The 19,832-nt window shown below is 42.7% G+C and carries 16 protein-coding genes and 1 pseudogene; 9 read left to right on the top strand and 8 right to left on the bottom strand.

All coding sequences use genetic code 11. The features are described from left to right. Positions 1–234: 234 nt before the first annotated feature. Positions 235–525: pseudogene (locus ADM33_RS11875) on the top strand (site-specific integrase); the annotation flags it as partial. Between the two features lie 222 nt (positions 526–747). On the opposite strand, the gene ADM33_RS01610 reads toward ADM33_RS11875, so the two are convergent. The 3 genes from ADM33_RS01610 to leuS all read right to left on the bottom strand — a co-directional run bounded on the left by ADM33_RS01610 (position 748) and on the right by leuS (position 4,487). Continuing rightward, positions 748–1,170 carry a GNAT family N-acetyltransferase gene (locus ADM33_RS01610; protein ID WP_049502896.1) on the bottom strand — a complete coding sequence of 141 codons (423 nt, stop codon included), beginning with the start codon at positions 1,168–1,170 and terminating at the stop codon, positions 748–750. An 11-nt stretch (positions 1,171–1,181) separates the two neighbouring features. After that, complete coding sequence (locus ADM33_RS01605) at positions 1,182–1,874, bottom strand: GNAT family N-acetyltransferase (protein ID WP_049502892.1); 693 nt, start codon at positions 1,872–1,874, stop codon at positions 1,182–1,184. A gap of 111 nt (positions 1,875–1,985) precedes the next feature. Beyond that, entirely contained in the window at positions 1,986–4,487 is a 2,502-nt protein-coding gene (gene leuS, locus ADM33_RS01600) for a leucine--tRNA ligase (protein ID WP_049502891.1), read from the bottom strand. A gap of 238 nt (positions 4,488–4,725) precedes the next feature. Here leuS and ADM33_RS01595 point away from each other — a divergent pair, with 238 nt between their 5' ends. The 8 genes from ADM33_RS01595 (at position 4,726) to ADM33_RS01560 (ending at position 13,529) form a co-directional block, all read left to right on the top strand. After that, positions 4,726–5,742, top strand: a complete 1,017-nt coding sequence (locus tag ADM33_RS01595) for an NAD(P)H-dependent glycerol-3-phosphate dehydrogenase (protein ID WP_049502890.1) — start codon at positions 4,726–4,728, stop codon at positions 5,740–5,742. A gap of 25 nt (positions 5,743–5,767) precedes the next feature. Then, positions 5,768–6,664, top strand: coding sequence for a UTP--glucose-1-phosphate uridylyltransferase GalU (gene galU, locus ADM33_RS01590; protein ID WP_161801447.1), 897 nt, complete (start codon positions 5,768–5,770; stop codon positions 6,662–6,664). Positions 6,665–6,816: 152 nt separating this feature from the next. Then, the gene (gene pbp1b / locus ADM33_RS01585) at positions 6,817–9,354 is read left to right on the top strand and encodes a penicillin-binding protein PBP1B (RefSeq protein ID WP_080982674.1); all 2,538 of its coding nucleotides are present in this window, start codon (positions 6,817–6,819) and stop codon (positions 9,352–9,354) included. Between the two features lie 87 nt (positions 9,355–9,441). After that, positions 9,442–10,374 (top strand): DMT family transporter, encoded by a 933-nt coding sequence (locus ADM33_RS01580; RefSeq protein WP_049502888.1) that lies wholly within the window; start codon positions 9,442–9,444, stop codon positions 10,372–10,374. Between the two features lie 63 nt (positions 10,375–10,437). Continuing rightward, on the top strand, positions 10,438–11,136 hold the full coding sequence (gene dapD, locus ADM33_RS01575) for a 2,3,4,5-tetrahydropyridine-2,6-dicarboxylate N-acetyltransferase (protein ID WP_049502887.1): 699 nt from the start codon (positions 10,438–10,440) through the stop codon (positions 11,134–11,136). Positions 11,137–11,197: 61 nt separating this feature from the next. Next, on the top strand, positions 11,198–12,328 hold the full coding sequence (locus ADM33_RS01570) for an N-acetyldiaminopimelate deacetylase (protein ID WP_049502886.1): 1,131 nt from the start codon (positions 11,198–11,200) through the stop codon (positions 12,326–12,328). 3 nt (positions 12,329–12,331) lie between these two features. After that, complete coding sequence (locus ADM33_RS01565; protein WP_049502885.1) at positions 12,332–12,871, top strand: 5-formyltetrahydrofolate cyclo-ligase; 540 nt, start codon at positions 12,332–12,334, stop codon at positions 12,869–12,871. Next, positions 12,855–13,529 carry a rhomboid family intramembrane serine protease gene (locus ADM33_RS01560; protein ID WP_049502884.1) on the top strand — a complete coding sequence of 225 codons (675 nt, stop codon included), beginning with the start codon at positions 12,855–12,857 and terminating at the stop codon, positions 13,527–13,529. The genes ADM33_RS01565 and ADM33_RS01560 overlap by 17 nt, the downstream gene beginning before the upstream one ends. Positions 13,530–13,604: 75 nt before the next feature. Here ADM33_RS01560 and ADM33_RS01555 read toward each other — a convergent pair whose 3' ends face one another. From ADM33_RS01555 to ADM33_RS01535, 5 genes are all read right to left on the bottom strand, one after another. Then, positions 13,605–14,984 carry a glycoside hydrolase family 1 protein gene (locus ADM33_RS01555; protein WP_049502883.1) on the bottom strand — a complete coding sequence of 460 codons (1,380 nt, stop codon included), beginning with the start codon at positions 14,982–14,984 and terminating at the stop codon, positions 13,605–13,607. A gap of 110 nt (positions 14,985–15,094) precedes the next feature. After that, positions 15,095–16,948 (bottom strand): proline--tRNA ligase, encoded by a 1,854-nt coding sequence (locus ADM33_RS01550; RefSeq protein ID WP_049502882.1) that lies wholly within the window; start codon positions 16,946–16,948, stop codon positions 15,095–15,097. A gap of 17 nt (positions 16,949–16,965) precedes the next feature. Then, positions 16,966–18,222 (bottom strand): RIP metalloprotease RseP, encoded by a 1,257-nt coding sequence (rseP, locus tag ADM33_RS01545; RefSeq protein ID WP_049502881.1) that lies wholly within the window; start codon positions 18,220–18,222, stop codon positions 16,966–16,968. Between the two features lie 21 nt (positions 18,223–18,243). Next, positions 18,244–19,047, bottom strand: coding sequence for a phosphatidate cytidylyltransferase (locus ADM33_RS01540; RefSeq protein ID WP_000613843.1), 804 nt, complete (start codon positions 19,045–19,047; stop codon positions 18,244–18,246). A gap of 8 nt (positions 19,048–19,055) precedes the next feature. Beyond that, complete coding sequence (locus tag ADM33_RS01535; RefSeq protein ID WP_049502880.1) at positions 19,056–19,808, bottom strand: isoprenyl transferase; 753 nt, start codon at positions 19,806–19,808, stop codon at positions 19,056–19,058. Positions 19,809–19,832 lie beyond the last annotated feature (24 nt).

The raw sequence follows: 19,832 nt of genomic DNA, 5'->3' as shown, positions 1-19,832 counted from the left end.
GTACTTGAGTACGGCAAGGTGAAGCTGACGTGGTTTGAATTTGATTTTCGAAGAGTATTAGTCGATAAATGGCTAAACAAGGATAAATAGTGTCAAAAAGACCCCAAGCATATTTGGACGTGAGCTTGGGGTCTTTTCTAGCCTATGGTATAGAACTATTACTCAATTCCTTTTTATTATCCCATAGTTCACGATTTTCGTCAAAGGTTTACATCCTCGTCCAATAATACTTTCAAGATTAAGAGAAAGTTAAAAATTATCAAGGAACAACAAAAGATTACATCACTATCAATGAACATGGGCGCTCATCAACTCAAATCAGTCAAACCAACATTTTAATCCACTAAATGAAACGACAGGCTTACACATGATTTACCACTTCTTCACATTATTTCACGATTACCAAACGAACAGTTCAGCTAGGTACTAGGCCATACAAAGATTTATATGGCGGATCGTTATAATCAGATTGAGGATGAACTCGCTGAAGCGACGACAGACCAATTTCTTAGTCATATTCGCTAAAAAAGTCCCCGCCAATTCCCCGACCAAAATCCGAAAAATTATTTTTAGAATAGTCCAAAAAAGCCTGAAATAGAGCAAAAAAACTCCACCTAATTGGGTGGAGTTAAGGGAGATTATTATGAAAAAGAAAAGTTAGGATTTCTATTAAATAAAGTTAGGAGGTCTTTACTTAACGATTACATGATACATGAGTAAACTTAAAGTTAACTTAAGATAAAAGAATTATTTTAATTTTTTTCTGTCCACCCAAATCATTCCTGTACAGTCATAAGTAGATAAGGTTTCAAACCCCAGAGAACGGTAAAAACCCAAGGTTTTTTCTGTCTGTTCAGTCGCTAGTTGTATTTGGTAGGCATCCTTATAATCGGATAAAGCCTGCTTCATCAAGTCGCTGCCAATTCCTTGGCGCTGATAGCTAGGCAAAACAATCAAATCCTGGACAAAAACGGATGAAAAACCGTCTCCAACTAGACGTACTAAACCAACGATTTCCTCACCATCACGGGCAAGATAAGTCGCTAGCGAATGAGACAGGGCCTGTTCCAACATCTGTGGCTGATTGGTATAGTTTGTCCAACCAACTGCCTGATAGAGATGTAAAACGTCATCAATTGAAACAGATGTTTCTTTTGTAATCTTAATCATAGCAAACCTTTCTAACATTCTCTAAGAGATTTCAACTGATGGCCTTCTTCATCAAAATTCTCAGATTTTAACCACGCTTCCAAACGAGCTTTGACTTTGGGCCAGTCCTTATCAATCATAGACAGCCAATCCGTATCCCTAGTACGCCCTTTATAAATGACTGCCTGACGGAAGGTTCCCTCGTAGATAAAACCCAAACGTTCTGCTGCTTTTCTAGAAGGTAGATTTAGTGCATCACATTTCCACTCATAACGGCGATAGTTGAGCTCTTCAAAAACATAACGAGCTAGCAAATAGTGGGCTTCTGTTCCCATTCTTGTCTGTTTGAGAGCCGGCGAAAAGGTCACTGCGCCAACTTCAACCACGCGATTAGCTTGGTCAATACGCATGAGAGAAAAAGTCCCCAGCGCCTTTCCAGTCACTTTATCGATAATCGTATAATAGAAGCGATCCTTGCGCTCAATCATCTTCTTTAAAGCGACGATTAACTCTTCTAGATTAGCCACAGGTGTTTGAAAAAGGTAGGTCCACATGTCACGAGGGCTATCTGGACCATAAACAGCTAACAAATCCTCCGCATGCTTTTCCACTGAAAGAGCTTCTAGAATCGTATACTGTCCTTCTATCCGTACAAGCGAGGGTAAATCTCCAGGTGTATTATCTACAGGTTCACCAATCATCTGACCATATTCATTTACTGACATATCTTTCTCCTTGTATCACACTTATAAGTTTAAAGATGTGAATAGTATATCACATCTCACAGGTAATCTACAAAAAATCCTCCAGAACTTAGCTCTGAAGGACTTTTAAATTTATTTTGTTACGATATTTACAAGCTTGTTAGGTACACTAATCACTTTCACGATGTCCTTACCGTCAATTTCTGCTTTGACTTTTTCATCAGCCAGAGCGATTTCTTGCAATTCTTCGCGAGAAAGGTCTTTGGCTACCATCAATTTGGCACGGACTTTTCCTTTGATTTGAACGACGATTTCGACTTCGTCTTCAACCAATTTGCTTTCGTCCCATGTTGGCCAAGCTACGTAAGAGATAGACTCACCTGTTGCTGCGACTGTTTGCCAGAGTTCTTCTGCCAAGTGAGGTGCAAATGGTGCGATCAATTGGATAAAGCCTTTGGCGTAGTCTACATAGAGTTTGTCTTCCTTGTTAGCTGCGTTGACAAAGACCATGAGTTGGGCGATGGCTGTGTTGAATTTCATAGACTCGATTTGCTCTGTAACAGATTTAACGGTTTCGTTGTAAACCTTGTCAAGAGCGCCATTGTTTTCCGCAACAATTTCTTTACTTGTAATCAAACGGTAAACACGGTCAAGGAATTTACGGCTTCCTTCCAATCCTTCTTCAGACCAAGCGATGGAAGCATCGAGTGGTCCCATGAACATTTCATAGACACGAAGGGTATCCGCACCGTATTGTTCCACCACATCATCTGGGTTGACAACGTTCTTGAGGGATTTAGACATCTTGGCTGGTGCTTGCTCCAACTCTTCCCCTGTTTCCACATGGAAGAAGGAACCGTCACGTTTTTCAACCTTGTCAGTTGCCACAAGTGCGCCACGGTGGTCGCGGTAGCTTGTTCCCAAGATCATTCCTTGGTTAAAGAGTTTTTGGAATGGCTCCTTAGTTGGAACAACACCGAGGTCATAGAGGAATTTGTGCCAGAAACGAGCATAAAGCAAGTGAAGAACGGCATGCTCCGCACCACCCACATAGATATCTACTGGCAACCATTGTTTGAGAAGGTCCTCATCAGCCAATTTCTCAGTATTGTGTGGGTCAATATAGCGGAGGTAGTACCAGCTTGAACCAGCCCATTGTGGCATGGTATTGGTCTCACGACGACCTTTGACACCATCCTCACGAGTCACTTCCAGCCAGTCTGTCAAGTTGGCCAATGGGCTTTCACCAGTACCTGAAGGGCGGATATCCTTGGTGACTGGCAAGACAAGTGGCAATTCACTTTCTGGAACGGCTGTTGAAGTTCCGTCTTCCCAATGAATGATCGGGATTGGTTCACCCCAGTAACGTTGACGGCTAAAGAGCCAGTCACGAAGACGGTAGGTAACTTTCTCTTGACCACAGCCTACTTCTTCCAACCAAGCCACGATTTTAGAAATAGCGTCTTCTTTGTTCAATCCATCTAAGAAGTCAGAATTAACATGAAGTCCATCTTCTGTGTAGGCAGCCTCTTCAACGTTTCCACCTTCAAGCACTTCTACGATTGGAAGGTCAAATTGTTTGGCAAATTCCCAGTCACGTTGGTCGTGGGCAGGAACAGCCATTACCGCACCTGTCCCGTAACTAGCAAGAACATAGTCCGCAATCCAGATTGGAATTTCCTTGCCATTAACAGGGTTGATGGCATAAGCACCAGTCCAAACTCCTGTTTTTTCCTTAGCAAGGTCTGTACGAGCCAGGTCAGATTTCAAGCTAGCTTGGTGTTTGTAGTCAGCCACAGCTTGAGCCTGCTCTGGGCTTGTAATAGCGTCAACCAAGTCATGCTCAGGAGCCAAAACAGTGAAGGTCGCACCAAAAAGGGTATCAGGACGTGTTGTAAAGACAGTAAATTCCTTGTCAGTCCCTTTCACTTTGAAGGTTACATTGGCACCAGTTGATTTACCAATCCAGTTGCGTTGCATATCCTTGATAGATTCTGGCCAGTCAAGGTCATCCAAGTCATTGAGCAAGCGCTCTGCATAGGCAGTGATTTTAAGCATCCATTGGCGCATTGGTTTACGGACAACTGGATAGCCACCACGCTCAGAAGTTCCATCAGGAAGGACTTCTTCGTTGGCGATAGCTGTACCCAATTCTTCAACCCAGTTTACTGGCACTTCTGCTTCATAAGCCAAACCTTTTTCGTAAAGCTTGGTGAAAATCCATTGCGTCCACTTGTAGTAGTTCGGATCTGTAGTATTAACTTCACGATCCCAGTCGTAAGAGAAGCCAAGCGCATTGATTTGGCGTTTGAAGTTAGCAATGTTTTCTGCCGTGAATTCCGCTGGGTCATTTCCTGTATCCATAGCGTATTGCTCTGCAGGCAAACCAAAAGCATCCCAGCCCATTGGGTGAAGGACATTGTAGCCTTGCGCACGTTTGAAACGGCTGAGGATATCAGTCGCTGTGTAGCCTTCTGGGTGTCCTACGTGAAGACCCGCTCCAGATGGGTAAGGGAACATATCAAGCGCATAAAACTTCGGTTTTGAAGCGTCTGTTCCTGTCTTAAAAGTGTGATGGTCAGCCCAGTATTTTTGCCACTTAGGCTCGATTTCTTTATGATTGTAAAAACTCATAGCGTCTCTCCAATTTTCGTGATGCTCCTATTATACCATTTTTAGGGGAAATATTGTTTCTCTTTTCGTGATTTTATTGTTTTGACCTATGAACACTAGACTATTTTACAAATAAATTCTAAAAATTCTCTAATATATATAATTTATCATTCAATTAATTCTTCATAAATAATATAGATGCAAGATGGGGCTTTTTATGGTAGAATATAGGAAAGTGCTTTCTCAGAAGGAGGGAAATATGGACAAACAAACCATCGCTATTTTAGGGCCTGGTTCTTGGGGTACTGCCTTGTCACAAGTTCTTAATGACAACGGACACCAAGTGCGTATCTGGGGAAATATTCCTGATCAAATTGACGAAATCAATACACAACATACTAACAAACGCTATTTTAAGGATATTGTATTAGACGATAAAATTGTGGCCTATCATGATTTGGCAGAAGTCTTGAAGGGCGTTGACGCTATCTTGTTCGTAGTTCCAACTAAGGTGACAAGATTGGTAGCTCAACAGGTGGCTGCTGTTTTGGACCATAAAGTTGTTATTATGCATGCTTCAAAAGGTCTCGAGCCAAATAGCCACAAACGCCTTTCAACCATTCTAGAAGAAGAAATCCCTGAAGAGTTGCGTAGTGAAATTGTGGTTGTATCTGGTCCTAGCCATGCGGAAGAAACGATTGTACGCGACATCACCTTGATTACGGCCGCCTCTAAAAATTTACAAACTGCTCAATATGTTCAAAAACTCTTTAGCAACCACTACTTCCGCCTTTATACCAATACGGATGTTATCGGAGTAGAAACAGCTGGTGCTCTTAAAAATATCATCGCTGTTGGTGCAGGCGCCCTTCATGGACTTGGATTTGGAGACAATGCTAAAGCTGCTATTATCACGCGCGGCCTTGCAGAAATCACTCGTCTGGGGGTTAAACTTGGAGCAAATCCATTAACTTACAGTGGTCTTTCTGGAGTTGGGGATTTAATCGTTACCGGAACTTCTGTCCACTCACGTAACTGGCGCGCTGGAGATGCTCTGGGGCGCGGAGAAGCCTTAGCAGATATCGAAGCTAACATGGGAATGGTGATTGAAGGAATTTCAACAACCAAAGCTGCTTACGAATTAGCACAAGAACTAGGAGTTTATATGCCTATTACCCAAGCCATTTACCAAGTTATTTATGAAAATATAAATATTAAAGATGCTGTTTCTGAACTCATGAGCAATGAGTTCAAGGCAGAAAACGAGTGGTCTTAAACCACAGTTAGAAAGGAATATCATGATGCAAAAAGTTAGAAAAGCCGTTATCCCTGCTGCGGGACTTGGAACTCGTTTCCTACCTGCAACTAAAGCTTTGGCCAAAGAAATGTTGCCAATCGTGGACAAACCAACCATCCAGTTCATCGTCGAAGAAGCTCTCAAGTCTGGAATTGAAGACATTCTTGTGGTAACAGGAAAGTCAAAACGCTCTATCGAAGATCACTTTGACTCAAACTTTGAGTTGGAATACAACCTCAAGGAAAAAGGAAAAACCGACCTTTTGAAACTAGTTGACGAAACAACTGGCATGCGCCTTCACTTCATCCGTCAAACACACCCACGTGGACTTGGAGATGCCGTCTTACAAGCCAAAGCTTTCGTCGGGAATGAACCATTTGTGGTTATGCTTGGAGATGACCTCATGGATATCACAGATGACAAGGCTGTTCCACTGACCAAGCAACTCATGAACGATTATGAGAAGACTCATGCTTCTACTATCGCCGTCATGCCTGTCCCACATGAAGAAGTTTCTTCATACGGAGTCATCGCTCCTCAAGGTGAAGGAAAGGACGGTCTTTACAGCGTTGAAACCTTCGTTGAAAAGCCAGCACCTGAAGACGCACCAAGTGATCTAGCCATTATTGGCCGTTATCTCCTCACACCTGAGATTTTCGGCATCCTCGAAAGTCAAAAACCTGGTGCGGGAAATGAAATCCAACTAACAGATGCTATCGATACACTCAACAAAACTCAACGAGTATTTGCTCGCGAGTTTAAAGGCTCACGTTACGACGTCGGAGATAAGTTTGGGTTTATGAAGACTTCCATCGAATACGCTCTTAAACATCCACAAGTCAAAGACCACTTGAAGGACTACTTGATTGATCTAGGAAAAGAACTTTCAGGAGAAAAATAAACAATTTGTCAAACAGTCAGATTTAGCTCAAATCTGGCTTTTTTCAATGTCTAAATTTCGAACTCCAATCCCTATCCAAAGCCCTGTTCTAAGCCTAATTTCTTGCAATAATTGCTTTTATGGTATAATAATAATAAAGAGTGAGGAATTCTATGAACAAACATGTAACAAGAATCAAACAAAAAGGACTGGCCTTACTTCGGTCTCTAAAATTAACAGTTTCTAAAATGAATGCAAAGAAAAAGAGTGGAAAAAACTCTAAGCAGAAAAAGAAAACTCAAACACCATTCGATATTTGGACTCTATTGACCAATATCTTACTTGGTATAAAGGCAACTTTTAACACACTTTTCATCCTAGCTTTTATTGGCGGTCTCCTTGGAACAGGGGTTGCCTTGGGTTATGCTGTTTCTCTCTTTGATCAAGTTAGTGTCCCTCAAACGGAGGATTTGATCAAGCAGGTCAATAATATTTCATCCATCTCTGAAATTCGCTATGCAGATGGTTCCATGATTAGCGCTATTGAAAGCGATCTACTTCGCACATCTGTGTCATCAGATGACATCTCAGATAATCTCAAGCAAGCTATCGTTGCAACCGAGGATGAACACTTTGCAGAGCACAACGGTGTTGTTCCTAAAGCGGTTATTCGCGCCAGTCTAGGAAAATTCATCGGACTTGGTTCTTCCAGTGGAGGATCTACCCTAACACAACAGCTCATCAAACAACAAGTGGTTGGTGATGCTCCTACACTTGCTCGTAAAGCCAGTGAAATCGTGGATGCCTTGGCCTTAGAAAGAGCCATGAGCAAGGACGAAATCCTAACAACCTATCTCAACGTTGCTCCTTTTGGTCGTAACAATAAAGGTCAAAATATCGCAGGTGCTCAACAAGCTGCCAAAGGGATTTTTGGGGTGGATGCAAGCAAACTAACCATTCCTCAAGCGGCTTTCCTAGCAGGTTTACCACAAAGCCCTATTTCCTACTCACCTTATGAATCTACTGGTGAGATGAAGAGCGAAGAAGATATTAAACTCGGTATTAAGCGCTCAAAAGATGTTCTCTACAATATGTATCGAACAGGAGTCCTCAGCCAGGAAGACTATGAAACCTACAAGGCTTATGACATTAAGCAAGATTTCTTGCCATCAGAAAATGCTAGCGTTACCTCTAAAGGCTTCCTCTACTTCACTGCACTCGATGAGGCTACCAAGATTATGTATGATTATCTGGTGCAAAAGGACAATGTTTCTGACCAAGAACTACAGAACGAATCTATCCGAAAATCTTATCAAGAATTGGCTGAAAAAGAAATCCAAAACGGTGGTTACCGAATTACAACTACCATCGATAAAACGATTCATACTGCTATGCAAAATGCCGTAACAAACTACGGATACCTTCTAAATGATAGCTCGGGCCAACCTGAAGTTGGGAATGTCTTGATGGACAATCAAACTGGGGCGATTTTAGGTTTTGTAGGTGGACGAGATTATCAGACCAATCAAAACAATCACGCCTTCGATACCAAACGTTCCCCTGCCTCCACTACCAAGCCACTCTTGGCCTACGGTATTGCTATCGACCAAGGGCTTATGGGAAGTGCTAGCATCCTCTCTAACTATCCAACAAACTTCTCTAACGGAACTCCGATCATGCATGTCAACAGTCCTGGAACAGCCATGATAGACCTTAAAGAAGCTCTAAACTATTCTTGGAACATCCCAGCCTACTGGACCTACCGAATGCTCCGTGAAAAAGGGGTTGATGTCCGTTCTTATATGGAAAAAATGGGCTATGAAATCCCAGAATATGGTATTGAAAGTCTTCCTATGGGAGGAGGAATTGAGGTTACTGTAGCCCAGCATACCAATGGATACCAAACACTCGCTAATAATGGTACCTATCATAAGAAATACATGATCTCAAAAATTGAGAAAACGAGTGGTGAGGTTCTCTATGAACATCAGGCTAAACCCATCCAAGTATACTCTAAAGCTACCGCAACCATTATGCAGAGTTTGCTAAGAGATGTGCTTTCATCTCGAGTTACTACAAGCTTCCAAACGGATCTGGCTTCCATCAATTCCAGTCTAGCAGGTGCTGACTGGATCGGAAAAACTGGTACAACCAATGAAGAAGGAGATATGTGGCTCATGGTCTCTACTCCAAAATTAACCCTAGGAGGCTGGGTTGGACATGATGACAACAGTTCTCTAGCCCAGGGAGCTTACTACCGCAATGCAAAATATATGGCTCATCTGGTAAATGCCATTCAGCAAGCAGCCCCTTCTGCTTGGGGTTCAGAACGTTTCAAACTCGATTCAAGTGTCACTTCATCACAAGTCCTCAAATCAACTGGTCAAAAGCCAGGAAAGGTGACTATTAATGGAAAAGAAATTAATCTGAGCGGAGAAACGGTGACTAGCTACTGGGCAAACCAAGCTGGTGCTCCGACTACCACTTATAAATTCGCTATTGGTGGAAGCGATTCAGACTACCAAAGTGCTTGGAACACCATTTTAGGAAGTCTGCCTAAAGCATCTTCTTCCTCATCAAACAATAGCAGTAACAATAGCAGTAACAATAATAATAACAACAATAATAATCGTAATAATACTTCTAATAGTAACGGGAACAGTAATAGTAGCTCTAGTTCCAATAACAGAAGTAGCAATCAACGGCGCTAACTAAACAGCACAATTATTGAGAGTGGGAAAGAAATGATTTTTCTCCACTCTCTTTTTTCTTTCTTCGTTTCATGGTACAATAGCAACATGAATAAATATCAAAAGAATATTTTTAAGGGAACCATTTATTCTCTCCTATCTGGCTTGATCTGGGGGATCTGTGGAATCTTAGGAGAGTACTTTTTTTCACATTATCAAGTCTCTTCAGGGTGGATTACTTCTATGCGTCTACTCGTCGCAGGTAGTTTCGTAATCATCTTATCTAGCCTTAAACTCCGGTTCCAGCTTTTCGATATCTGGAGAAATCGAAACAACTACCTTCCTTTTCTCGCCTATGCTATCTTAGGGATCTTCTCCGTACAATTTTTCTTTTATCTCTGTGTGGAGTACTCCAACGCTACAACTGCAACCATCCTACAATTTATCAGTCCTGTCTTCATTCTTATCTACAACCGCATTATCTACAAGAAAAAAGCTTCTAAAAAAGCGATCTTCTATGTTCTGACTGCTATGCTTGGGGTCTTTTTGATGGCTACCAAAGGCGATTTGTCTAAGCTATCCATCACTCCTCTTGCTTTACTGACTGGACTTCTCAGTGCCCTAGGCGTCATGTTCAATGTCATCTTACCCCAACGTTTCGCTAAAAAATACGGTTTTGTGCCAACTGTTGGCTGGGGAATGATTATCGCTGGACTTTTTAGTAATTTTCTCTACCCCGTTTATAAGATTAGCTTCCAGGTTGATGCCATCAGTATCTGTATTTGTTTGACCATTGCCTTTTTGGGAACTGCCTTTGCCTTTTTCCTATCGATGAAGGCCGTCTCTCTCGTTTCCCCATTGGTGGTCTCGGTCGTTAGCGCAAGCGAACCTCTATCCTCTGCTATCCTCAGTGTCCTTTTCCTTGGCATGGTTCTGGATGGTTTCTTGGTACTAGCCATGATTTTGATTATCATCCCAATGATCTTTCTATCCATTGAAGAATCAAAAAACAAAATGAAAGAACCTTCTTTTAACACTTAAGGCTTCAAAATTAAAGCCTTTTTTGGTAGAATAGTAAGCATTACAAAGAGTGAGGAGACACCTATGACTGCTACAAAAATGAATGCTCAAGAAATTATCCAATTTATCGCAAATGCTGAGAAAAAGACATGTGTAAAAGTGACCTTTGAGGGGCAACTTGTTGGAGCTATCCCTGCTTCTGTTATCAAGCTCGGAAATGTCCTCTTTGGAGACTGGAAAGATATCGCACCTCTTCTTGAAGGACTAACAGAAAACAAGGACTATGTTGTTGAACAAGATGCTCGTAACTCAGCTGTACCTCTCCTTGATAAACGTGATATCAATGCTCGTATCGAGCCAGGCGCTATCATCCGTGACCAGGTTGAGATTGGTGACAATGCTGTTATCATGATGGGAGCGGTTATCAATATCGGTGCTGAAATCGGTGCTGGTACTATGATTGATATGGGAGCTATTCTTGGCGGACGTGCTATTGTCGGTAAAAATAGCCACGTTGGTGCAGGTGCTGTTCTTGCAGGTGTTATCGAGCCAGCTAGTGCCGAGCCTGTCCGTGTCGGTGACAATGTACTCATCGGTGCTAACGCTGTGGTTATCGAAGGTGTTCAAATCGGTAGCGGTTCTGTTGTTGCAGCAGGTGCCATCGTTACTCAAGATGTTCCAGAAAATGTTGTGGTAGCTGGTGTTCCGGCTCGTATCATCAAAAAAATCGATAGCCAAACCCAACAAAAAACAGCGCTAGAAGATGCGCTTCGCACCTTGTAATTAGTAACAGAGGCGGAAATATTTCCAGCCTCTTTATCGTATCAATAGAAGGAAATTAGATATGTTAGATTTAATTCAAACTCGACGCGATCTTCACCAAATTCCTGAGATTGGTTTAGAAGAATTCAAGACTCACGCTTATTTACTCAATGTCATTGAGAAATTAACAGCTGACAAGGATTTTGTTCAGATTCGTACTTGGCGAACAGGTATTTTAGTTTACTTGCAGGGAAGTCACCCAGAACGTACCATTGGTTGGCGGACAGACATCGACGGACTCCCAATCGTTGAACAAACAGGCCTTGCCTTTGCCTCTCAGCACCCAGAACGTATGCATGCTTGTGGACATGATTTTCACATGACCATTGCCCTAGGAAGTCTCGAACGTGCTCTAGAAAACCAACCTAAAAACAATCTCCTCTTTCTCTTCCAACCTGCCGAGGAAAATGAAGCAGGTGGCATGCTCATGTATGAAGATGATGCTTTTGGCGACTGGTTGCCTGACCAATTCTATGGACTCCATGTTCGTCCAGACTTAAAAGTTGGACAGATTGCGACCAATACCCATACACTCTTTGCTGGAACATGTGAAGTCAAGATTCGCTTCAAGGGTAAAGGTGGTCACGCCGCCTTTCCACATCAAGCAAACGACGCTCTGGTTGCAGCTAGCTATTTTGTGACCCAAGTCCAGTCGGTTGTCAGCCGTAATGTCGATCCTATCGAGGGAGCTGTCGTCACTTTCGGTGTTTTTCAAGCTGGTACAACCAATAATGTCATCGCTGATACGGCCTTCTTACATGGAACGATTCGAGCTCTTACACACAGCATGAGCCTCTTGGTGCAAAAACGTGTCAAAGCCATTGCTGAAGGTGTCGCAGCTGCTTTTGATATGGATGTGGAAGTTGAACTCAAACAGGGAGGTTACCTACCAGTCGAAAACAATCCTGAATTAGCTCGAGAATTGATGACCTTCTTTGAGGAAAAAGAAGGAATTGAACTAATCGATATTGAGCCTGCTATGACAGGGGAGGACTTTGGTTATCTTCTATCAAAGGTTCCTGGAGTCATGTTCTGGCTTGGAATTGATAGTCCCTATGCTCTTCACCATCCAAAGATGAGTCCTAAGGAAGAAGCTCTGGCTGTCGGTGTCGAGGCTGTATCAAGCTTTTTAGCCAAGAAAGCTACGGAGTAAACGATGAAAAAAAACTTACGCAAGCAGGTCTTGCAAGAACTCAAATCTCTATCAGCCGAAGAAAAGGAAGTCATGGACGCTTGGTTGACTGAGCAACTACTTCTACATCCCTTCTATAAGGAAGCAAAAACCATCGCCACTTACCTGTCTTTTCCTCATGAATTTCAGACAGCTAGACTGATCGAACAAGCTCAAAAAGATGGGAAGACACTCCTCATTCCCAAAACTTATCCACAAGGGAAAATGGACTTTGTTCTATATGAACCAGAGAAACTCGAGAGAAATTCTTTTGGACTTCTTGAACCTCAAGGAGACTTCACAAACCAGGAACCCTCTCAGATTGACCTGATTCATGTTCCTGGTTTGGCTTTCAATCCTTCTGCTTATCGGATTGGCTACGGTGGTGGTTATTATGATCGCTACTTAGAGCATTTCCTAGGCCACACCATCAGTACACTTTATCCTTGTCAGATTCAGGACTTCCAGCCTGATTCACATGATATTCCCGTTGAGGAGGTACTTATCTATGAAAGAGATTTTTGATCGTCGGTATCCTGTCACGAGCTTCTTTCTTCTCGTGACAAGCCTGGTTTTTATACTCATGTTTTTAACCAGTGGTTTTAACTACACAAGTGCAGCCACCTTGTATAAATTCGGAGCTGTTTATCCCCCAGCAATCAAGGCCATGCCTGAACAAGTCTGGCGCTTATTCTCGGCAACCTTTGTCCATATTGGCTTGGAGCACTTTTTAGTCAATATGCTATCCCTCTACTTCTTAGGACGTCAGATGGAACAAATCTTTGGCTCTAAACAGTTTTTCTTTTTCTACCTTCTATCCGGTATGATGGGAAATCTCTTTGTCCTAGTTTTTAGTCCCAATGCTATAACTGCAGGTGCTTCAACTGCCCTCTACGGTATGTTTGCCTCAATTGTTGTTCTCCGATATGCTTCACGCAATCCCTACCTCCAACAACTTGGTCAATCCTATCTCTCCCTCTTGGTCATCAACCTAGTAGGAAGTATCTTAATGCCTGGCATCAGCCTTGCTGGACATGTCGGGGGAGCTGTCGGCGGTGCATTACTAGCTATCGTCTTCCCAGTTCGAGGAGAACGAAAGATTTACAGCCCAGGCCAACGTGGTCTAGCAACCCTAGCTTTCATTGCTTTGTCAGCTTTACTACTTTTTATCGGACTATTATAAAACAAGAAAAACCATTGGAAAAACTCGAAAAGAATTGAGGTCCAATGGTTTTTTTGAATCTATTTGAAAAGTAGCTTAAAACCCATTATTGTCGCTGAGTTCTTTGAACCAGTGGCCTGATTTTTTCAGGCGACGTTCTTGTGTTTTTAAGTCTAGCTCGACCAAACCATAACGGTTTTTATAGCTATTGAGCCATGACCAACAATCGATAAAGGTCCAGATCAAGTAGCCTTTACAGTTGGCGCCGTCTTCAATAGCACGATGAAGTTCACGAAGATGACCTTTGACAAAGTCGATACGGTAATCATCCTGGATTATTCCATTTTCACGGAATTTGTCTTCACCTTCAACACCCATCCCATTCTCTGTCAGCATCCACTCAATATTACCGTAGTTTTCCTTGATGTTTTGGGCAATGTCATAAATCCCTTGCTCGTAGATTTCCCAACCGCGGTGCGGATTGATCTTACGACCAGGCATGACATAAGGCTCATAGAAATGCTCAGGCAAGAGTGGGCTGTCAGGATGCTTAGCAAAACGCGGCGCCATGACACGCAAAGGTTGGTAATAATTCACTCCTAGGAAATCAACGGTGTTCTCACGAATGAGTTCCAACTCTTCGGCTGTGTATTCTGGTAACAAGTCATGCTCAGACAAAATTTCCACTAACTCTTCTGGATAAGCTCCCAAGACAGATGGATCTAGGAAAGATTGAGCTTGGAAGAGATCCGCAATACGAGCAGCCTTCACGTCGGCAGGATGTTGACTACGTGGATAGGCTGGTGTCAAGTTGAGGACGATCCCAATCTTAGAACCAGGCAAGACCTCATGGCAGGCTTTGACCGCAAGAGTGCTGGCTAGCTGGGTATGATAGGCAACCTTAACTGCCGCTTTGGCATCTACCTTATGAGGGTAATGGGCATCATAGAAATAGCCAAACTCTACAGGAACGATAGGCTCATTGAAGGTAATCCACTGGTCAACCAAGTCTCCATAAGTTTCAAAACAGAAACGAGCATAGTCTTCATAGGCCTTGATGGTTGCCTTATTTTCCCAACCATCCCCATCTTCTTGAAGGGCAAAAGGCAGGTCAAAGTGATAAAGATTGACTAAGAGGCGAATACCCTTGGCCTTGATGACTTCAAATACATGACGGTAGAAAGCCACACCTTGAGGGTTGACTTCCCCACGTCCCTGTGGGAAAATACGAGACCACTGGATAGAAGTTCGAAAGGCTGTGTGGCCAGTTTCTAACAAAAGTTCGATATCCTTTTCCCAGTTTTCATAGAAGGTCGACGTTTTGTCTGGCCCAATCCCATTGTAATAGCGATTTGGCTCTACTTGAAACCAATAATCCCAGAGATTATCTCCCTTGTCGTCACCAGGCACTCGTCCTTCTGTCTGTGGTCCAGATGTTGAGGAACCCCAGACAAAATCCTTTGGAAATTTTAGCATAGCTCTACCTCTTTATTTACTCTTTTGATGTTTATTTTATCTCATTATAAAGAAAAAACAAGGCAAAAACTAGTTACATTTTTGTCTTGTTTTTCTTCTGATTATAGATTTTATTTGTTTGTTAGGATTTCAAGGGTTTCAAGCAAGCTATCTGCGTGAACTTCAATAGTATCTCCTGTCGCCTTGATCTTCACTTCTACGATACCATCAGCTGCTTTCTTACCAACAGTGATACGGATTGGAAGACCAATCAAGTCGCTATCGCTGAATTTAACTCCGACACGTTCGTTACGGTCATCTGTCAAGACTTCGTAGCCTTTGTTGACCAAGGCTTCTTCGATACGATTAGTCAATTCAAGACTTGCTTCATCCTTGACATTAACTGGAATCAAGTGAACATCAAATGGTGCCAATTCTTTAGGGAAATTGATACCCCAAGCGTAACGGTATTCACCTTTAGGAGTTTTGTTAACAAAGAGGCGAGCGTGTTGTTCCATAACTGCTGAAAGGAGACGGCTGACACCGATACCGTAGCAGCCCATGATGATTGGCACAGCACGACCATTTTCATCCAAGACATCTGCTCCCATGCTTGCTGAGTAACGAGTTCCGAGTTTGAAGATGTGACCAATCTCGATACCACGCGCAAAGTTGAGAACACCTTGTCCGTCAGGAGAAATTTCACCCTCACGCACTTCACGGATGTCCACATACTCAGCAGTGAAGTCACGACCTGGGTTTACACCAGTCAAGTGGTAGCCATCTTCGTTGGCACCAACAACAGCATTGCGGCTATCTTGTACCTTGCGGTCTGCGATAATCTTGACATTTTCTGGAAGACCTACTGGGCCAAGTGAACCAAAGTCCGCTCCCAACAATTCTTTCACTTCTGCCTCAGTTGCAGGTTCCAAGAAATCTGCTCCAAGGTAGTTTTTCAATTTGACTTCATTGAGCTGGTCATTGCCGACAAGTAGTGCCACAACCGGCTCCTCATCTGCGATATAAACCAAGGTCTTGATTGTTTGCTCTTCAGAGACATTCAAGAAAGTTGCGACTTCATCAATCGATTTGACACCTGGTGTTTCCACGCGAGCCACTTCAACTTCAGTCACAACACGATTGCTTGGTTTGTACTCGTTGGTTGCCATTTCCAAGTTAGCTGCATAGCTTGATTCACTTGAGTAGGCAATTGTATCTTCACCAGAAACCATCCATTTGAGCAATTCTGCCTTGATTTCTTCTTGCACTTCTGCAGGAATCTCGTCAAATGATGCGACAGACTTATCTAAAACTACCCAACGGTCAAGATCTGTACGAGCAGGTGTGATGGCCATAAATTCTTGGCTATCCTTACCACCCATAGCTCCACCGTCACCGATGATGGCTTTAAAGTCCAAACCACTACGAGTGAAGATACGCTCATAGGCTGCCTTGTACTCATCATAAGTTACATCCAAGCTATCGTAGTTAGCGTGGAAGCTATAACCATCTTTCATGATGAATTCACGCGTACGAAGAAGTCCATTACGTGGACGTTTTTCATCACGATACTTAGGCTGGATTTGATACAAGTTCAAAGGTAATTGCTTGTAAGACTTGACAGAATCACGGACAATAGCTGTGAAAGTTTCTTCGTGAGTTGGACCCAAGATAAAGTCTGACTTCTCACGGTTTTTCAATTTGTACAAGTCCTCACCGTAGGTTTCATAACGGCCAGATTCACGCCAAAGATCTGCACTAAGAAGGGCTGGAGCCAACATCTCAACCGCACCAATCTTGTCAAACTCTTGACGCATGATCTTCTTAGCTTTTTCGATAACACGGTTAGCAAGTGGTAGGTATGAGTAAACACCTGCTGATACTTGACGAACATAACCAGCACGCAACATAAGGGCGTGACTGATAACTTGAGCATCGCTTGGCATTTCGCGAAGCGTTGGGATAAGCATTTTACTTTGTTTCATAATGACTCCTCTATTTCTTAAAAGAAGGTACGCATGATGTCGTTCCATGTCACGGCGAGCATCAAGACGACCATAATGACAACTCCAACCAGAGTGACATAGGTTTCAATTTCTTGTTTTAGTGGTTTGCGACGAATAGCTTCGATGATATTAAGCACGATTTTTCCACCGTCGAGCGCAGGAATCGGAATCAGATTGAAAATCCCGATATTGATGGAAATCATAGCCAAGAAGTACAAGACATTTTCCAGTCCGTTCTTGGCAGCATCGCTACTTGCCTTAAAGATAGCAACGGGACCGCCTAGTTTATTCAAATCTGGTTGGAAGATCAAGCTTTTCAAAGCATTGAGGATGCGCAAAGCTGAATCAGCTGCAGTTGTAAATCCACCCATAAACATAGACCAAATATCAGATTTGAGTCTGGGTTGAACACCCAAGATATAGCGCCCTTGGCTTTCTTCAGGTGTCACACTCACTTGTTTTTCAGTTCCATTTTCAGAGACTGTCACATCCAAAACGGGCGCTGTTTTGTCCTTGGTTTCTGCATCAACCGCCTGGATCAAGTCTGACCAGTTTGAAATCTCATAACTTCCAACCTTAGTGATTTGGGCCGTATTTTCAACTCCAACCTTAGCCAAAGCGCTATCTGGAATAATACTGAAATTGTTCGTTTGCGTATCACGAACGCCACCTTGCATAAAAATCAAAATCCAGAAGACGATAACTCCTAAGATAAAGTTATTCATAGGACCAGCAAAGTTGGTAATCAATTTGCCCCAGACAGTCGCATTCTGATATTGGACGTCTAAGGGAGCGATACGAACTTCCGTTCCATCAGCTTCCACAATGGTCGCATCATGATCTACTGAGAAAGTCTTTTCCTCTTCTAAGACCAAGCCTCTAATAAAGAGTTTATCCTCAAAATCAAACTGAGTGACCTGCATAGGCAGAGCTGTCTGGTCAACCTTTTTACCAGAGAGATTGATGCGTTTGACCTTACCATCCGCTGCCAATGTTAGGCTTGCAGGAGTTCCAGTCTTAATTTCTGTCGTATCTTCACCCCAACCTGCCATCCGAACGTAACCACCAAGTGGCAGGAGACGAATGGTATAAGCAGTTCCATCTTTTCCGATGTGGGCAAAGATTTTGGGACCCATACCGATGGCAAACTCACGAACCAAAATTCCAGATTTCTTAGCAAAGTAAAAATGTCCGAATTCGTGAACCACTACGATAATCCCAAAGACCAGGATAAATGTTAGTAATCCTATCATTTAATTTCTATTTACCTTTCCTTAAAATAAGCCAAAGAGGTGCATAATAGGGAAGACAGCCAGCATGCAATCAAAACGATCCAATACCCCACCATGACCTGGGATAAACTTACCTGAGTCTTTGACACCAAAGTGACGTTTCATTGCACTTTCAATCAAATCACCCAACTGACCAGCTATACTAAAGAAAATAGCAAAGACCATCATTTTGTAAATCCCATAAGGTAAAGCAACGGTACTATCAACTAGCATAAAAATCAAAGTCACTAGCATAGCAGCCAAGATACCTCCCATAGCACCCTCTATGGTCTTGTTAGGGGAAACTCTCGGAGCTAGTTTTCTCTTACCAAACTTCATTCCTACTAGATAGGCTCCACTATCGGTTGCCCAGACCATACACAGTCCCAAAAGCGCCTTATCCAAACCTGCAATACGAGCATCGACCAAAGCATTAAAGCCAAAACCAACATAAAAACTCATGGCAATCGGAAAAACAGCATCCTCAATAGTATAGTTCTTGCTGAAGACTGTTGCCCCTAGTAAAATCAGTATCACGACACTATAAGCAACAACGTTCCCATCCACAGGCAAAAACTTCAGGTAGTTTTCCAAAGGAATAGTCAGAAAAAAGGTTGCTAGTAAAGTCAAGAGTCCTTCAGGCGTCATGGTATTTAAACCCTTCATGCGCAGTAACTCATGTACTCCCAACATAGCCACAATCCCCATGGCAATCTGGAGCCATAAGCCACCAATCGCCAAGATTGGGATAAAGATAGCCAAGGCCAAGATAGCAAAAAGGGTTCTCTTTTGTAAATCCTGTATCATAATATCTCCTAAACTCCTCCAAAACGACGGTTGCGACGATTGTACTCGATGATAGCTTCTTTCAAGGCTTCCTCATCAAAGTCAGGCCACAAGACATCCGTGAAATAGAGCTCGCTATAAGCAGCCTGCCATGGCAAGAAATTACTCAAACGAAGTTCACCGCTGGTCCGAATAATCAAGTCAGGATCACGCAATACTTTTGGCAAATGACCCGTAAAGAGATATTCCCCAATCAACTCCTCGGTGATATCACCAGGATTGATCTTAGCATCTAAAACATCCTGTGCAATCAACTTGACCGCTTGTGTAATCTCAGCTCGTCCACCATAATTAAGGGCAAAATTAAGAATCAATCCTGTATTTAACTTAGTCAGCTCTTCTGCCTTTTTAAGAGCATCAAAAGTCTGCTTCGGCAAACGATCAGTCTCCCCAATCATTTGAATTTTCATGTTCTTCTGATGCAATTCAGGAACAAACTTATCATAGAATTCAACTGGCAGGTTCATGATAAATTTGACTTCCTGATCTGGACGGGTCCAGTTTTCAGTTGAAAAGGCATAGACTGTCAAGGCTTTGACGCCCATATCACTAGCAGCAATAGCTACCGTTCTCAAAGCATCCATCCCAGCCTTATGCCCAAAGACACGCGGCTGCATCCGTTTTTTAGCCCAACGGCCATTCCCATCCATGATAACACCGATGTGGTCTGGCACCATTGTGGGAGCTTCTGTTGCTTTATCTTTTTTTAAAAATCCAAACATGATTGTATCCCTATTCAAAAATCT

The organism is Streptococcus oralis (genome assembly GCF_001075875.1).
Taxonomy (GTDB): domain Bacteria; phylum Bacillota; class Bacilli; order Lactobacillales; family Streptococcaceae; genus Streptococcus; species Streptococcus oralis_I.
This window is presented reverse-complemented; position numbering and strand designations above follow the sequence as displayed.

Bases quoted from the DNA above. Each gene is read 5' to 3' on its own strand.
- ADM33_RS01535 (WP_049502880.1), bottom strand. From the start codon at position 19,808: ATGTTTGGATTTTTAAAAAAAGATAAAGCAACAGAAGCTCCCACAATG.
- galU (WP_161801447.1), top strand. From the start codon at position 5,768: ATGCAAAAAGTTAGAAAAGCCGTTATCCCTGCTGCGGGACTTGGAACT.
- leuS (WP_049502891.1), bottom strand. From the start codon at position 4,487: ATGAGTTTTTACAATCATAAAGAAATCGAGCCTAAGTGGCAAAAATAC.
- ADM33_RS01610 (WP_049502896.1), bottom strand. From the start codon at position 1,170: ATGATTAAGATTACAAAAGAAACATCTGTTTCAATTGATGACGTTTTA.
- ADM33_RS01550 (WP_049502882.1), bottom strand. From the start codon at position 16,948: ATGAAACAAAGTAAAATGCTTATCCCAACGCTTCGCGAAATGCCAAGC.
- pbp1b (WP_080982674.1), top strand. From the start codon at position 6,817: ATGAACAAACATGTAACAAGAATCAAACAAAAAGGACTGGCCTTACTT.
- ADM33_RS01595 (WP_049502890.1), top strand. From the start codon at position 4,726: ATGGACAAACAAACCATCGCTATTTTAGGGCCTGGTTCTTGGGGTACT.
- ADM33_RS01605 (WP_049502892.1), bottom strand. From the start codon at position 1,874: ATGTCAGTAAATGAATATGGTCAGATGATTGGTGAACCTGTAGATAAT.
- rseP (WP_049502881.1), bottom strand. From the start codon at position 18,222: ATGATAGGATTACTAACATTTATCCTGGTCTTTGGGATTATCGTAGTG.
- ADM33_RS01565 (WP_049502885.1), top strand. From the start codon at position 12,332: ATGAAAAAAAACTTACGCAAGCAGGTCTTGCAAGAACTCAAATCTCTA.
- ADM33_RS01540 (WP_000613843.1), bottom strand. From the start codon at position 19,047: ATGATACAGGATTTACAAAAGAGAACCCTTTTTGCTATCTTGGCCTTG.
- dapD (WP_049502887.1), top strand. From the start codon at position 10,438: ATGACTGCTACAAAAATGAATGCTCAAGAAATTATCCAATTTATCGCA.
- ADM33_RS01555 (WP_049502883.1), bottom strand. From the start codon at position 14,984: ATGCTAAAATTTCCAAAGGATTTTGTCTGGGGTTCCTCAACATCTGGA.
- ADM33_RS01580 (WP_049502888.1), top strand. From the start codon at position 9,442: ATGAATAAATATCAAAAGAATATTTTTAAGGGAACCATTTATTCTCTC.
- ADM33_RS01570 (WP_049502886.1), top strand. From the start codon at position 11,198: ATGTTAGATTTAATTCAAACTCGACGCGATCTTCACCAAATTCCTGAG.
- ADM33_RS01560 (WP_049502884.1), top strand. From the start codon at position 12,855: ATGAAAGAGATTTTTGATCGTCGGTATCCTGTCACGAGCTTCTTTCTT.